The organism is Clostridium sp. CS001, assembly GCF_020443565.1.
Taxonomy (GTDB): Bacteria; Bacillota; Clostridia; order Clostridiales; family Clostridiaceae; genus Clostridium_AD.
This window is the reverse complement of record NZ_JAIZZN010000011.1, coordinates 49500-65476: the sequence shown is the minus strand read 5'-3', so window position 1 is coordinate 65476 and position 15977 is coordinate 49500. Positions and strand designations below refer to the sequence as shown.

The 15977-nt window shown below is 33.5% G+C and carries 9 protein-coding genes and 1 riboswitch; of the genes, 8 read left to right on the top strand and 1 reads right to left on the bottom strand.

The window, feature by feature from the left end; translation table 11 throughout:
* Positions 1-10: 10 nt before the first annotated feature.
* The 4 genes from addA to LGK97_RS09510 all read left to right on the top strand — a co-directional run bounded on the left by addA (position 11) and on the right by LGK97_RS09510 (position 9920).
* Positions 11-4039 carry a helicase-exonuclease AddAB subunit AddA gene (addA, locus tag LGK97_RS09525; RefSeq protein ID WP_226259573.1) on the top strand — a complete coding sequence of 1343 codons (4029 nt, stop codon included), beginning with the start codon at positions 11-13 and terminating at the stop codon, positions 4037-4039.
* Complete coding sequence (locus LGK97_RS09520) at positions 4040-5320, top strand: exonuclease SbcCD subunit D (protein ID WP_226259531.1); 1281 nt, start codon at positions 4040-4042, stop codon at positions 5318-5320.
* Positions 5301-8918 carry an AAA family ATPase gene (locus tag LGK97_RS09515; RefSeq protein ID WP_226259530.1) on the top strand — a complete coding sequence of 1206 codons (3618 nt, stop codon included), beginning with the start codon at positions 5301-5303 and terminating at the stop codon, positions 8916-8918. Before LGK97_RS09520 ends, LGK97_RS09515 begins: the two co-directional genes overlap by 20 nt.
* Positions 8919-9650: 732 nt before the next feature.
* The gene (locus tag LGK97_RS09510; RefSeq protein WP_226259529.1) at positions 9651-9920 is read left to right on the top strand and encodes a DUF1294 domain-containing protein; all 270 of its coding nucleotides are present in this window, start codon (positions 9651-9653) and stop codon (positions 9918-9920) included.
* A gap of 216 nt (positions 9921-10136) precedes the next feature.
* On the opposite strand, the gene LGK97_RS09505 is transcribed toward LGK97_RS09510, so the two are convergent.
* Positions 10137-10913: a nitrilase-related carbon-nitrogen hydrolase gene (locus LGK97_RS09505; RefSeq protein ID WP_226259528.1), complete on the bottom strand. Its 777-nt coding sequence runs from the start codon at positions 10911-10913 to the stop codon at positions 10137-10139.
* 219 nt (positions 10914-11132) lie between these two features.
* Between LGK97_RS09505 and LGK97_RS09500 the strand changes: the two genes are divergently transcribed.
* The 4 genes from LGK97_RS09500 to LGK97_RS09485 all read left to right on the top strand — a co-directional run bounded on the left by LGK97_RS09500 (position 11133) and on the right by LGK97_RS09485 (position 15866).
* Positions 11133-11969 (top strand): YihY/virulence factor BrkB family protein, encoded by an 837-nt coding sequence (locus LGK97_RS09500; RefSeq protein WP_226259527.1) that lies wholly within the window; start codon positions 11133-11135, stop codon positions 11967-11969.
* A gap of 31 nt (positions 11970-12000) precedes the next feature.
* Positions 12001-12786, top strand: a complete 786-nt coding sequence (locus LGK97_RS09495; RefSeq protein WP_226259526.1) for a tyrosine-protein phosphatase — start codon at positions 12001-12003, stop codon at positions 12784-12786.
* 1135 nt (positions 12787-13921) lie between these two features.
* Positions 13922-14004: riboswitch (cyclic di-GMP riboswitch) on the top strand.
* Between the two features lie 112 nt (positions 14005-14116).
* Complete coding sequence (locus LGK97_RS09490; protein ID WP_226259525.1) at positions 14117-14947, top strand: class I mannose-6-phosphate isomerase; 831 nt, start codon at positions 14117-14119, stop codon at positions 14945-14947.
* Between the two features lie 250 nt (positions 14948-15197).
* Positions 15198-15866 carry a sugar transferase gene (locus LGK97_RS09485; RefSeq protein WP_413228428.1) on the top strand — a complete coding sequence of 223 codons (669 nt, stop codon included), beginning with the start codon at positions 15198-15200 and terminating at the stop codon, positions 15864-15866.
* Positions 15867-15977 lie beyond the last annotated feature (111 nt).

The window sequence follows — 15977 nt, the reverse complement described above, 5'->3', positions numbered from 1 at the left end:
AACAGCAAAAATGGCAATACCAGAAAAAGAAAGTGAAGCTTCAAAAGAGCAAAAGCAAGTTACCTGGACAGAAGATCAACAGCAGGCAATATTAACTAGAGATTGCAATCTTTTAGTAGCAGCAGCTGCAGGTTCGGGGAAAACTGCAGTATTAGTTGAGAGGATAATAAAAATAGTAACAGATGAACAAAGGCCAACAGATATAGATAAGCTGCTAGTAGTTACCTTTACCAACGCATCTGCATCAGAAATGAGAGAAAGAATTGGAGAGGCAATTTCAAGGGAACTTCATAAGAATCCACAAAGTAAGTTGCTACAAAGACAATTAACCTTATTAAATAAATCCAGCATAACAACTATTCACTCCTTCTGTCTTGAGGTGATTCGTAGCAACTTTCATATAGTAGATTTAGACCCAAATTTTCGAATAGCAGACCAAACAGAGGGGGTGCTTTTAAAACAAGAAGCTCTAGAGGAACTATTTGAAGAAAGATATGCTTCCATTATTATAGAAGAAGATAGAAGTATTACAGAAGATAAAAACCTAGAGGAAGAAAGTCCAGAGAAGTTTACTAGCTTTAAAAATCTAAAAGCGGACTCCAGATTTTTAAATCTTGTTGAAGCCTACAGCAATAATAAAGAGGATTTAGCCCTTCAATCCATTGTATTAAGCCTTTATAACTTTGCTATGAGTGCTACAAACCCAACGGAGTGGTTAAGACAAAAGGCAGAAGACTTTAATATTAAAGAGGGCTACAGCTTTCAAGATACCTCTTGGGCACAGGTTTTAATGGGAGATATTAAAATAGAACTATTAGGCATCGAGAAGGTAATGATAAAGGCATTAAAAATAATAGAAGCAAATGAGGCTATAGTATTATATACAGAAGTCTTCAAGGCTGATCTAGCAATCATTTCAGACCTTATAAGTGCTGCGAGCAATAGTTTTGAAAACTTAGCAATAACATTTGAAGTTTTAAGTTTTTCAAAGCTCACCACAATAAAGGCATGTAAAGATAAGGAAAAACAAAAGCAAGTTCAAGAAATAAGGAATAAAGTAAAAAAGCAATTGCAAGAACTTCAGCAGCAAGTAATCAGAGCAAACTCAGGCACTGCTCTAGAGGATATAAAGCAGTTATATCCTCTAATGGTGGAACTATCACAGCTAGTTATAGACCTGCAGGAGAAATATAAAGCAAAGAAAAAAGAAAGATCTATAATAGATTTCAACGACTTTGAGCACTACTGCCTTGACATTTTGATGCAAAAGGATGAGCAAGGAGAAGTAATACTGGATGACCAGGGAAAACCAGAGCCCTCATCAGTAGCGGTGCAATTAAGAAACAAATACGAAGAGATTCTAATAGATGAATATCAAGACAGTAACATGGTGCAAGAAACGTTATTAAATATAATTTCAAGAGAAAAGATAGGTGCTCCAAACGTATTCATGGTGGGAGACGTAAAACAAAGTATATATAGATTTAGGCAAGCAAAGCCAGAACTGTTCTTATCAAAATATAATAGCTATTCAAAGGTTCAAGGGGATCAAAATAGAAAAATAACTCTATACAAGAACTTTAGAAGTAGAGAGCAAGTTATAGATGCAGTAAACTATATCTTCAAACAAATAATGTGCAAAAATATTGGAGAGCTTGACTATACTGATGAGGAAGCTTTAAACCTTGGAGCAAACTTTCAAGTTAAGGAGCCAGGGGAGCAAGGAACTATAGGAGGAGCCGTGGAGCTACATCTTATTGAAAAGGAAATACAAGATGTAACTGAGGAAAACAAAGGCAGTAGTGAAGAGGCAGAAAATCCAGAGGAATTAGAGGAATACCAAAGTAAAGATCAAGAGGATGAAAGTCCTACAAATATTCAGCTAGAAGCTAGAATTGTGGCAAAAAGAATAAAAGAATTAATGTACCGTGATAGTAAAGATGCTTTTAAGGTATATGATAAAAACATTAAAGCGTATAGATTTGTGGATTATAAGGATATTGTTATCCTACTACGTGCCACTTCAAATTGGGCACCTTCCTTTTTAGAGGAATTAAAACTTGAAGGGATACCAGTTTATGCAGATACAGGAACAGGATACTTTGCAACTATAGAAATTCAAATAATTATGAGCCTACTTCAAATTATAGATAACCCAAGGCAAGATATTCCTATGCTTTCAGTACTTAGGTCCCCTATAGGTGGATTTACTGCAGAGGAGCTAGTTGACATAAGAATAGGTCAAAGGGAAATAAGTTTTTACGAGGCAATGGTAAATATCTCGACAATAGAAGTAGTAGCAGAAGCAAGAGTATCAACAGAAGTAAAAATTGAAATAGAAGAAAAAGTAGAAGTAGAGGAAAAAGAGCAGAATCAAAAGGTAGTAAAAAAACTCAGTAAATTTTTAGAAAAATTAAACCACTGGAGAGAACTCTGCAAACACATGCCCATAGATGAATTTATCTGGCATTTATATACGGATACAGGTTATTACGGTTATATAGGAGCCATGCCAGCAGGAACTCAAAGGCAAGCAAATTTAAGAGTACTTTTCCAAAGGGCTAGGCAGTATGCGGAAACTAGTTATAAAGGATTATTTAATTTTATAAACTTTATAAATAAGCTAAAGGTAAGCAGTGGAGACATGGGTAGTGCCAAAACCCTAGGTGAAAATGAAAATGTAGTTAGAATAATGAGCATTCATAAAAGTAAGGGATTAGAATTCCCTGTGGTATTCTTAAGTGGTGCAGGAAAAAACTTTAACCTTATGGATATAAATAAAAGCATATTGTTTCATCATGAGTTAGGTTACGGTCCGGATTATGTGGACCCAGTACGTAGAATTTCATATCCTACCATACTAAAAGAGGCGCTAAAAAAGAAGATAAAAATAGAAAGTCTTTCGGAGGAAATGAGAGTACTATACGTAGCCTTTACAAGGGCAAAGGAAAAGCTAATCATAACTGGAGCAATGAAAAATATAGAGAGAAACTTAAATAGAATGAGCTCTAGTTTAGAAGAAGCTAATGAAAAACTAGGAGAATATGAAATTTTAAAAGCAAAAAGCTACTTAGATTGGATAGTACCCACCATAATAAGACATTCAGATGGAAAACCTCTAAGGGAGCTAATAGAAATAGAAGATAATAACGTAAATATATTAAATCATCCTGCAAACTTTGAAGTAAGGTTTTGGAATAGAGACCACATAGTTAAGGCTAACAGTGCGAAAGAAGAGGAAGAAATTGCTGCAAGTACAGCTGAAAAGCTAAAAGAACTTCAGAAAAATGAAGCAGTGTGCGAGTTTGCAGGGGAAATAGAAAAAAGACTAGGATTTAAATACAAATACGAAAAATCCACAAAGATGCCTACAGTTCTTACTGTAACAGAGCTTAAAAGGAAATTTAATATAGAACTTGAAGAAGGAACCTCAAACAATATGTATATGCCAAAGCTTATAAGTAAACCTAAGTTTCTAGAAGAAGCAAAGGGGTTAACACCAGCAGAAAAAGGCACTGCAATGCACTCAGTAGTTCAAAGATTAGATTTAACTAAAGTAGCAACAGTAAGTGAAATAAATGCACAAATAGACATCCTTATAGAAAAACGCTTAATATCAAGTGAAGAAGGTAAATCTGTAAGGCGAGAAAAATTAATAAAATTATACCAAACGCCACTAGGGCAAAGAATGGTAAAAGCCTTTGAAGCAAACCTACTAAAAAGAGAGGTTCCATTTCATATGGAAATTAGTTCTACAGATATAGATAAAAGCCTTAAGGAAGATATATATGGAGAAGAAAAGATAATGCTTCAAGGAATAATTGACTGTTACTTTGAGGAAAACGGAGAGATAATCCTAGTAGATTATAAAACTGATTCTGTAAAAAATGGGGAAGTTAATAGCATAATTGAGAAGTACAAATCTCAGCTAGATTATTATGCAAAAGCCCTCAAAGCAACACTAGGTAAACAAGTTAAAGAAAGCTACTTATACTTATTTAGTAGTGATGAAGCCGTAGAAGTAAAGGGGGACAATTAAATGAGAATACTTCACACCTCAGATTGGCATCTAGGTAAGACATTAGAACAATACAGTAGATTAGAGGAGCAAGAAGAATTTCTGCAAGAGTTTATAGAAATAGTAGAAAGTAATAATATAGATTTGGTACTTATAGCTGGGGATATCTATGACAATGGAAATCCACCAGCAAGAGCTGAGAAGATGTTTTATAGCACGCTTAAAAGCATTACAAGTAGTGGAAAAACTGCAGTGCTAGTTGTTGCAGGGAATCATGATAACCCAGAGAGATTAGCTGCAGCTAGCTCTCTTGCCTACGAACATGGAGTAATACTTTTAGGTGAGCCAAAGAGCATAGCAAGGCAGGGACACTTTGGAGAGTTTAATTTTAAAGATGGGTCAAACCTTGAAAAACAAAGTGACTTTGAAATAATAGAAAGCGGGGAAGGTTTCATAGAACTTAGCATAAGAGGAGAAAAAGCAGTTATTATAACGCTGCCTTATCCAAGTGAGAAAAGATTAAATGAAGTGCTAGGGACAGAGCTAAATGACGAAGATAGGCAAAAAAGCTATTCTGATAGAATAGGGGAACTTTTCGAGGAACTATCAAATAAATACAGAGAGGATACAGTAAATCTAGTAGTCTCTCATCTCTATGCTATGGGAGGAGAGGAAAGTGGATCAGAAAGAAGCATACAACTAGGGGGAAGTCTTTCAGTTTCTCCAAAAAGCTTTCCAGAAAATGCACAGTACTGCGCCCTGGGTCACCTTCATAGACCACAAAAGGTTCCAGGAACTAAAGGTAAGATAAGATATTCTGGCTCTCCAATTCAATACAGCAAAAGTGAAATAAACTATAGCAAGGGAGCATACCTAGTGGAGGTTAAGCCGCAAGGTGATGCTGAAATATCAGAAATAAAATTTAGAAATTATAAGCCCATAGAAGTATGGAAATGTGAAAGTGTAGAGGATGCACTAGAAAGATGTAGGGAGCACAGTGAAAGAAACATATGGGTGTATCTTGAAATAAAGACAAAGGAAATAATCAGCACTGAGCACATAAAAGAAATGAGAAAGTTAAGACCAGACATTGTTTCCATAGAGCCAATACTAGAGGATATAGAACGTGAAGAAGACTTATTGGAAAGCTTAAAAGAAAAATCCATGGAAGAAATGTTTAAGGATTATTTTATGAGAGAAAAAGCAGGACTTGAACCATCAAAAGAGTTAATGGAATTGTTTTTAAGCATAGCGCTAGAAGAAGAGGAAGGAGGAACCGAAAATGAAACCAGTAAATCTTAAAATTAAGGGGTTAAATTCCTTTGTAGAACAACAGACCATAGAATTTTCAAAGCTTACAGAAAAAGGGCTTTTCGGTATCTTCGGACCCACAGCTAGTGGTAAATCTACCATATTAGATGGTATAACTATAGCTCTCTACGGTAAAGTATCAAGAGAAACTAAAGAGTTTGTAAATACAGAAACCAATGTGCTAGAAATAAGCTATGACTTTGAAATAGGACTTGGAAAAGCTAGAAAGTTGTATAGAGCAGAAAGGTGCATAAAGAGATTAAAAACTGGAAATTTTAAAACTACCTATGCTAGGCTTATAGAAATAAATAAGGAAAATCCAGAGGAAAGCAAAATCCTTGCAGAAGGACCAAAGGATGTGGAAGAAAACATCGTAGGCATTATAGGCCTAAAAGTTGAGGATTTCACACGTTCAGTAGTACTACCACAGGGCAAATTTAATGAGTTTTTAAAGCTTACAGGAAAAGATAGGCGAAGTATGCTAGAGAGAATATTTGCCTTAGAAAAATACGGCACCAAGCTATACGACAAGATAAGAGCAATTAGAAATGAAAACTTAAAAACTCAAAGTGAGCTAGAAGGGGAAATGAAGGGCTATGAGAATGTAAGTGTAGAGGCCCAAAAGGAAATACAAGCTGCTTTAGACGATTTAAAGGAAGAAGAAAAGCAGCTTAAAGTGCAGAAGAATACTTTGGACAATCAGTACACTGAGTACAAAACCCTTTGGGATATACAAGAGGAGAAAAATCAATATATAAAAAGGCAAAGGCAGTTACAAGAAAATGAAGAAGAAATTAAAAGCAAAAGAGAAAGCTTCACTAAAGGGCGTCTAGCGCTAAACGTAAAACCATTTATTGATAATGTGGCTGAAACTAAAGAAAGTCTTTCTGTAAACAAAACTGCCCTTGAAAAAATAAGTAGTGATTTTAAGGTTACCTGTGAAAGGCTAAATAATACAAAAGCTTCATATGAGGAAGCCTTTAACAATAAAAACAATAAACTTCCTATTTTAATTGAAAAGGAAGCTAACTTAAAGCAAGCAATAGTTATTGAAGAAAAAATAGCTTATATTGCTAGTGAAAAGAATATTCTTTTAGAAAAGCATAAAGAGCTTATGATAAATATAAATAAAAACACTTTAAGTCACAATTCACTAGAAACAAATAAAGCAAAGCTAGAGATACAGATAGAAATGGTAGAAGAAAGTTTAAGTAAAACAGAAGTATTGCCAGAATATAGAGAAAAACTCCAAAACACCTATAACAGTGAACTAGAAGTTGCATCTACTCAGAAAAATGTAGAAGAGCTTAAAAGTAAAGACAGCATCTTGAAAAAAGATATAGATACAACTTCTACAATGTATAAAGAGGCTATTCTACTTCAGGCAAGCATACAAAATAAATTAGTTGTTTTGCAAGAAAAAGGTAATACAATAGCGAATAATTTCCCGGGAGATAATAATCTGCTGTTAGAAAAACAAAAGGATTACAGTACCCTTCAGGATAATCTAGAAAAAGCTGTAGAAAACCGTAAAATAAAAGAAGAACTCCAAAAAAAGTATAACATTATAAATATTGAAAGTGAGAAACTTAAGCTAAATTTAAAAAATACGGAAGAAGTAATAGAGTTAAGTGTAGCTCAGATAAAAGCTATAGATGAAGAGATAAAGTTAATAGAACAGGAAGCTATGGCAGCTGTCCTTGCATATGATTTAAAAGAAGGAGATCCATGCCCAGTATGTGGTTCGAATCAGCATCCTCACAGTGCCAAAGCAATAGTAAATGATACTTTAGAAGTAAAGAAAAGCTTAAAACAAAGAGAAGAGTTAAACTTAGAAAAAATACGTAAAGATTTTCATATGGAGCAAATTAAAGCTGCAGAACTTTTACGTGACCAAGAAAATATAAATGGCCAATTAGCTATAGTTTGTGAAAAGCTAGGTGATATAAATATTGAGGAGATGCGAGCACAGAAAAGTGAAAGTGAAGTAGCACTGCTTAAGTTTAAGGGAGATTTAGAAAGCTACAACAAGCAAAAAACTGAGTTGGACTTAGCATTAATTGCACTACGTGAGGAAAAAAGTAAGGCAGACAGCTCAGAAGCAAAACTAGGAGAAGGCTTAAAAAAGGAAAAAGAAGCCCATGCATCTAACGACAAAGAATTATCTATTGCTACAGAGAAACTAAAGCTTTTGCAAGAGAATTATGAGCTTTTAAAAGAAGAACTATATAAGGCAGAAAACTCACTTGCAAAAGAGCCAATTAATGGTACAACTCCTTTATCAATAAAAGAAAAGTTGCAGCAAGTTAAAGCAGCAGATAATGATGCAGTAAAACTAATAGCAATAGCTAGAAAGCATCGCGCAGAGTTAGTAACTACAGAAAAGCAAAGACTAGAAGTAGACCAAATATTAAAAGATCTTAATACCAAAAAAGCTGAAATAGAAACCAGTGGTAAGGAAAAGAAAGCTGAAATAGAAGGCCTTACTAGTCAAGCTATGGAGCTTTGTGGATTTACGACCTCTTTAGAGTTTGCTAACTCTAAAGAGTTTTCTCCAAAAGTTGAAATACAGAAAACAAGAGATGAAATTAAAGAAATAACTTTGAGGGAAGCTAGATTAAGAGAACTTTTAGAAAAAGAAAATATAGAAAAGCAAGGACTAGAAACTCAGAAAATTACTCAGGAAAAGAAAGGTGAAATGCTAATAACTCTGCTAGAGCAAGGCGAAGAAAGATTAAATCTATCACTTAAAGAGAATTTCTTTGAAGATAGTGAAACTGCTTATAGTTATTTAATTAGTAAAGAAGTAATGATTATAATAGAAGAAGAAATAAAGAAGTATGAAGAAGCTGTGCGTAGCGTCTTAGATAACTTGCAAAGAGTAGAAAAACTTCTTAAGGGAAAAGAAATAGACCCTGTTTTCTTTGAAGGCTTGAAAAAACAAAGAGAAATAGTGCAAAATATCTTAGAGGAAAAAAGTAAAGCTATAGGTGCTCAAACTCTCAGCTTAGAGGACATGGGAAGAAAGATAGAAGAAATTAAAGCGCTTGTTATAAAAAGACGAGAAATAGATCATAAACTTAGTCTTTTAAGGGAACTTGACACCTTAATTCAAGGAAATAAGTTTGTGGAGTATGTAGCCATGAAGCAGCTAAAGTATATATCCATGGAGGCTTCAAAGAGGTTGAAGGATATAACTAGAGGACGTTATGCCCTAGAACTTGATTCTGAGGGAGCTTTTGTAATGAGGGATGATTTTAATGGAGGTAGAAGACGTGAAACTAACACCCTATCAGGTGGAGAAACCTTCTTAACGTCACTATGTCTTGCACTAGCATTATCTTCGCAAATTCAAATGAAAGGAAGCGCACCACTTGAGTTCTTCTTTTTAGATGAGGGTTTTGGAACTTTAGATACAGAACTTTTAGACATAGTAATGAACTCACTAGAGAAGCTTCATTCTAGTACGTTGTCTGTGGGAATAATAAGTCATGTGGAGGAGCTTAAGAATAGGGTTCCAATAAAGCTGATAGTAACTCCGGCAGAACAAGGACAAGGAGGAAGCAAGGTTAAATTAGAATATAGTTAAAGGTACAGGATAGGGTATGAAATTTCTCCTACGTGCCTTGCATAAGAGCTGGAAGCTGGAAATTTGATTAAGAAATTCTAATCTTTTGCTCATGTAAAATTCTCTGGCGCTCACACTCGACGTCCTGTCTCGGGTTCGCTACCCACCTCTGGGTAGGTCTCTGGGGGACATAACAATTATTAATTGTTATGCATCCTGGCAGGGTCACGAGAATTTTACACTCGCAAAAGAAGAATTTCTAAATCAAATTTAACAGCATCGTTGCTTCTTATTGCAAGTCACTTCGGAGAAATTTCATACAATTATATGTATCTATATTTGGGGGTGATGTGTGGGGGGGGGTATTGTAGGATAAAGTGTGTTGTCCTATTCGGAATTGCAGGAGGGCACTTGAAAAGGTTTTAGCCGATAGGCTGTGTCTTTGGTATGAATAAAGGTATGAAAACTACTTTTGAAAATCTGAGACAATTCTTTGAATATGTTGGTGTAGATATATATTAATAAGGATTTATACCTAAGTAAGTCCAAAAGGGTTTTAGCCGATAGGCTGCGTCTTTGATATGGGTAAAGATAGAGAATCTATTTTGAAAAACTGAGACAACTCTTTGAATACATTAGCGTAGCTATATATTAATAAAAGAATTGTTACTAAGCCATCCAAAAATGTTTTAGCCGTTAGGCTACGCCTTTAAGGTTGGGAATTTTAAGAAAGGTATGAAGGAAGGAGAAAGCATGAAGTTTTTTTTGTATTATCTTTTGTTTATCAATTTATTGGGCATTTTTGTGATGTATTCAGATAAAAAGAAATCACGAAGAGGCAAATGGAGGACGCCAGAGAATACTCTTTTTGCTATAGCAGTTGCTTATGGTGCTTTGGGTATATTTATGGGTATGCGTTTATTTAGGCATAAAACTAAGCATAATAAATTTGTCATAGGGATACCACTTATACTTATAGTAGAAGTATTTATATTTTTCAAATATATTTATAAAATGTTATGATTCAAATAAATTAAGACTTCAACCTGTGCATAATTATTCTATATAGAGCGAAAAAGGCTTATAAAAATTCATTATTATCAGAAATATATAGCTACTTCTGTGCATAAATATAAGAAGTTATCCCCTTTTGGTGGATAACTTCTTTTTAATTGTGGATAAATTTAAAATTATCTGAAAATATATTGTACTATTCCTATGTTCTAAGGAATAGTACAATTATAAACCCATATTGTAATACAAGGTTTCTTTTCTATCTTCTTTAAGCCTAAAGCTTTCTCTAACTGCAGTTACATCTGTAGGGGAGATATCAGCTATAACAAGGCCTTCTTCCATATATAAGTTACTGATTATGTTTCCAAGTGGATCTATAATCATGGAGTCACCACTATAGCTTAGCCCATTACCTTCTCCGACACGGTTTATGCCTGCGATAAAGCATTGATTTTCTATGGCTCTTGCACGAAGCAAAGTAATCCAGTGATCACGGCGCTCTACAGGCCAGTTAGCGGCAACGGTAATTAAGTTTGCAGTTTTTGAAGCTATTTGAAATATTTCTGGAAAGCGCAAGTCGTAGCAGATTAAAGGGCAAATAGTAAAATCCAAGGTATTTAAAAAGCTAAGCTCATTTCCACTTTCATAAAATTCATTTTCGAAGGCAAAGGAAAAGAGATGAATTTTACTATAATTTATAAGTTCGTCCTGATGAGGGGACACTATAGAATATTTATTTTTACTGTTAGAGGTACCATCTACATATCCAAAACCGATGATAATATCAAATTTAGTACTGATTTCTTTGAAGAATTCTGTAGTTTCTTTATTAGTTTCACCTATAAGAGAAGTATTCATAGAAAATCCTGTTAAAGTCATTTCGGGGAAAAGTATTATATCAACCTTATCAGAAGATGCATGTTTTATGAATTGTAGGACAGTTTCTTTATTTGCAAGTTTATCTTCAAAAGCAATGTTTAATTGAGCTAGTGCTAATCTCATAGATCAAAACTCCTTTTAATTATTAATAAAATGGGCTTATAATACATATTATATCAGAGGTAGGACTTAAAGTAACTATATACGGACTTAAGTGGATAGGCTAATATAAAGAGGAATTATAGGCTTAAATATGGAATTATGTAGGTGTATAATATATATTATATAATGAACGTTATATTTTAATATTTTATTAAAATAAGTACAGTAGGTGGTGATTTTATGTTAATTAGTCTAAAACAACTTATAGCAAGGGTTATTGATGATGAGATTGATGCCTTAGCAGCACAAGTTACTTATTATTTATTGCTATCATTTTTTCCGTTTTTACTTCTTTTACTTAGTATGTTAGGGTATAGTGACTTGCAAAGTAAGGATGTGCTAATATACTTAAGTCAGATAATGCCCAAGGATTCTTTTGATCTAATTTATACTACGGTTATACAAGTATTTGATTCAAAAAGTGGAAATTTACTACCATTAAGTATAATGGGATTAGTTTGGACTGGGTCCAGTGGGTTTAGATCCATAATTAGAGGCCTAAACAAAGCCTATGATGAAAAAGAAACTAGGCCTTACTGGAAAACCCTTAGTATTTCTATGTTATTTATGATGGGTCTTGCACTTGCTATTATAGGAGTAGTGGCATTGATAGTATTTGGGCAAACCATAGGTGGAGTTATTCAAGCACGCTTTGATGTATCTAGTAGTTTTATATTGGGCTTTGATATACTAAGATATGTAGTGATTCTAGGAGGGATGATATTTATATTTGCAGCATTATATCATTTTACTCCTTGCAGGAGACTAAATTGGAAAGAGGTAGTACCCGGAGCCATCTTTACAACCCTAGGTTGGTTAGTAGCTTCTTTAGGATTTGCATATTATGTGAATAACTTCAACAATTATTCAAGTGTGTATGGTGGGATTGGAGCAGTAATAGTACTTATGTTATGGCTTTATATAACCTCCATAATAATACTCGTAGGGGGAGAAATAAATGCTCAGGGGGCGTTTCAAAGGGAAGGGAAAGAAAAGGGTAAGGGTAAGAAGCACTAAAGTTTATAAAATGTGATAAGAAGGTGTAAGGATGATTGATATTCATAGTCATATACTTCCAGGAATAGATGATGGATCAAAGAACATGAAAATGAGCATTGAAATGCTAAAATTAGCACAAGATAGAGGCACTAAAACCATAGTAGCTACTCCACATTATATAAAGGGCATATACGAAAATCACTATGAAGAGGTTTTTGACCTGTATAAGGAATTAAAAATTGCTGCTGCATTAGCTGGCATAAATGTAGAAATGCTTTTAGGACAAGAGGTAATGCTAGATAAACATTCTTTGAAGTTATGTAAGGAAGGCAAGCTAAGGGGGATAAACGGAACAAGCTACATGCTTATTGAATTTCCCATGGATAAGTTGCCGAGGGACGCTTTGGATTTAATTTATGAACTAAGGCTTCTTGATATTAAACCGATAATTGCACACCCAGAAAGATATAAATATATATATGAAGTACCAACTAATATAAATGATTTTATTGCAGAGGGCTGTAATTTTCAAATTAATACGGGAAGCTTAGAAGGTATATTTGGAAAAAAGGTTCAAAGTTGTGCTAAGCTATTGGTGAAAGAAGGTCTAGCAAACTTCATAGCCTCAGATGCTCATTCTATAAATAGAAGATGCCCAGGTCTTATAGGTGGATTTAAAGCAGCAAAGACAATAGATAGTGAAATAGAGAAAAAAATATCTAGAAATTTAGAACTGTTACTTTTAGATGAAGATATTGAAGTTAATGTGCAAAAATTAATGAAAAAGAAAAGCATATTTCAGTTATTCAAGGATTATTCATATAATAAAACATAAATACCCGTTAAACTGTAAGTTAGAAACTTTATGGCTAATTAAATTGCTAAATCATATTTTGAGTCCTGCATGACCAAGCCATACAGTGTTTCGAATAATCCCTTTAAATAAAGCCGAAACCATAGTATAAATTCCATATGCAAATTGTGCTTTTCTTATTGAATAACTATCTCCTGCAGCACTTGTCCCGTTGTCCCGCAGATTTCATCAGCAAGTTTATAATTCTTCAGAATAGCAAACAAAAGTTGTCCAACTTGTTCCTAATATTTGTAAGGGTATCGGGTGGACTGAAATAATATTTTGGTGGGTTTTTTGCCGTGAAATAGAGATTCAAGGTATTATCTTGATGCGGTCTGGAAATCTTTTTTAGATAGAGAATCTATTTGGGATTTTATAATACAAGGCTAAAATATAAGGAACAAGTGTTATTATAGATGCCGGTATAAGGCTTGAACCTATCCATAAGAACACTCCTCTGGGGCTCCTCCCATTCAAAAATACCAATAAAGTCATCATAAATAATGTAGCAAATATATAGATTAACAATATAGCGCTTATCATATTTCATATAGGACTCAGCGATACATATATTTCTATTGGAAAGGTCTATAATAGCAGCATCACTTACTGAGCTAGTAAATGTTTCCTCTGAGATAGAGGTTATCATACTTAGGTTTTTAAAACCGAAATCTATATCCTTTCTTATTAAGTGGAAGTAGTCACTTTTGCTAAGTGTGCTTTTATAAAAGTCTCCGTTTAAAACTTTAAGACTAACAAAAAAGCTAAGCTGCATTAAAATCACAGCAAACATAAGAAAGAAACTAACTAGGAATTTCAAACTTTCTCTAATTATGATTATTACTATAATCATAATTTTTTTGTTGTTAAATTAGAATCTTATGAAGGGTTATATATAATCGGTTGCAATCAAATTACCCATATAGTTATTTTCACTAAATAATGAGAAATTAATTTATAAAAGGATAAATTAATGACATATTAGCGAAGTAATGAAAGCTTAATATTAAAATTATGCAATATATTAAAAAAATCAGTAGTAATTTAGATTAATATTCTAATAGTAAAAATTTACCATATAAAATATAATAATATTTGTAGGCTAAATAAATGTAATAAAGTTATTGGAAGCAATGAAACATATTCTGAAATGGTCACTTTGAATATGTTGAGCGAATAGTGAAACCACTCCATTCTTATAGAAGAATCTATAATAGTGGAGTTTTATTTCGTCCGTAATTTTATTGTGGAGTTTTCAAGGAATAGCAGTGGTTTATTTTCTCTAAAAAACTGAAGAACTGGGGGAGTTAAGATGTTTGATGGGTCCATTTTAAAATTAGAACCATGTTTAATTGAAAAGATATGGGGATGGGAAAAATGGGTACTTTCATGTAATGAAGAGGGGAAATCTAAAATAGAAGAAGGAATTTATAAAGGGCAGGAATTGGCAGCAGTTTTAGAGGATGGTTTTAATTTCCCAATCTTAAATAAGATTATAAAATCACAAGGTGCTTTATCTGTGCAAGTTCATCCAAATGATGATTATGCTAATAGAGTTGAAAAAACTAATGGAAAAACTGAGTGTTGGTATATCTTAGAAGCAGAGGAAGGGGCAACTTTAGTACTGGGAATAAAGAAGGGGCTAAATAAAGAAAAGTTAAGAACAATCATAAAAGAAGGTAAATTGGTTGAGTATTTAGAGCGAATTAATATTAAAAAAGGAGACTTTATATATATACCAGCAGGTACTGTTCATGCCATAGAGGCAGGGGTAAAGCTTATTGAGGTACAACAAAATAGCAATATCACTTATAGACTCTATGACTGGGGAAGAGGGCGAGAGGTGCATATTGAGAAATCCTTAGATGTTATAGATTACGAAAGTGAAAGTAAAGGTGGGAAAATCCATAAGTTTCATAAGTTAGAGACACCTTATTTCAAAGTGGAAAAAATTATTGTTGATAAGAATTATGAGGATAAAGTCAATGAGCGCCTCCATAGCTATATTGTAATACATGGTGAAGGGGTAATAATTGCTAACAATGAAAAAATGCAATTGAAGGAAGAAGAAACGATATATATATCAAAAGGAACAGAGTATACATTTGAAGGGAATATGGAATTAATTAAATCCAGTGTATAGTGAGATTTATAGAAAAAATCGGTTAAATAACAGTTTGTAATAAAATTACCATTTATATGTACTAAAATCAATTTAATTGGATAAGATGTAAGATAACAGTAAAAGTGAAAGGTATAAATCAAAATATTAATAACAAAAACAAAATGAAGTTTTTGAATTTGTATAAATTTTAGATTAAGTTATGAAGTGATAATAAGTGATTAGGAAGGAAAGAGGGATTTCATATTTCAAAATGAAGGGAGGAGTTTAAGTGCAAAGCTTGGAAAGAAATTCGGGAATGACACAGTTAGAGATTGTAAGTGAATATGAGAAAAATGTGGGATATTTTATAATCAAAAGAATAATCGATATTATAGGGGCCTTATGGGGAATTTTATTACTAGCCCCGGTTATGATTGTAGTGGCAATTTGGATTAAGCTAGGTTCAAAAGGACCTGTATTTTTTACTCAGGAGAGAATTGGACAGGACGGTAGGGGATTCATGATGTATAAATTTAGATCTATGTGTACAAATGCAGAGTATCTGCTAGAGAAGCTTCAAGGTCAAAATGAAATGTCAGGACCTATGTTCAAAATGAAAGAAGATCCGAGAGTAACTAAGGTAGGAAAATTTATAAGAAAGACAAGTATAGATGAATTACCTCAGCTTTTTAACATACTAAAGGGCGAAATGTCCTTAGTTGGACCAAGGCCAAGTCTGCCCAAAGAAGTAGCACAATTTAGCTCTTTTCAAAAACAAAGATTAGTTGCAAAACCAGGGTTAACTTGTTACTGGCAGGTTAGGGGTAGAAGCGATGTTAGTTTTGAGGAATGGATGGAGATGGATGTTCAGTATATAGAAGAAAGAACCACATTAATAGATATTGGGCTGATTTTCAAAACTGTTGGAGTGCTGTTTGGGGATGAAGGGGCAAGGTAATGTTTTAGCTATTATAAAATAAACTATTATTGTAGGGATTCGTGTAAAAGAGAAATAGAAGTTATATCGTAAAGTAGAGATAGAGTTTACTGGAATGTAAATTCTATCTTT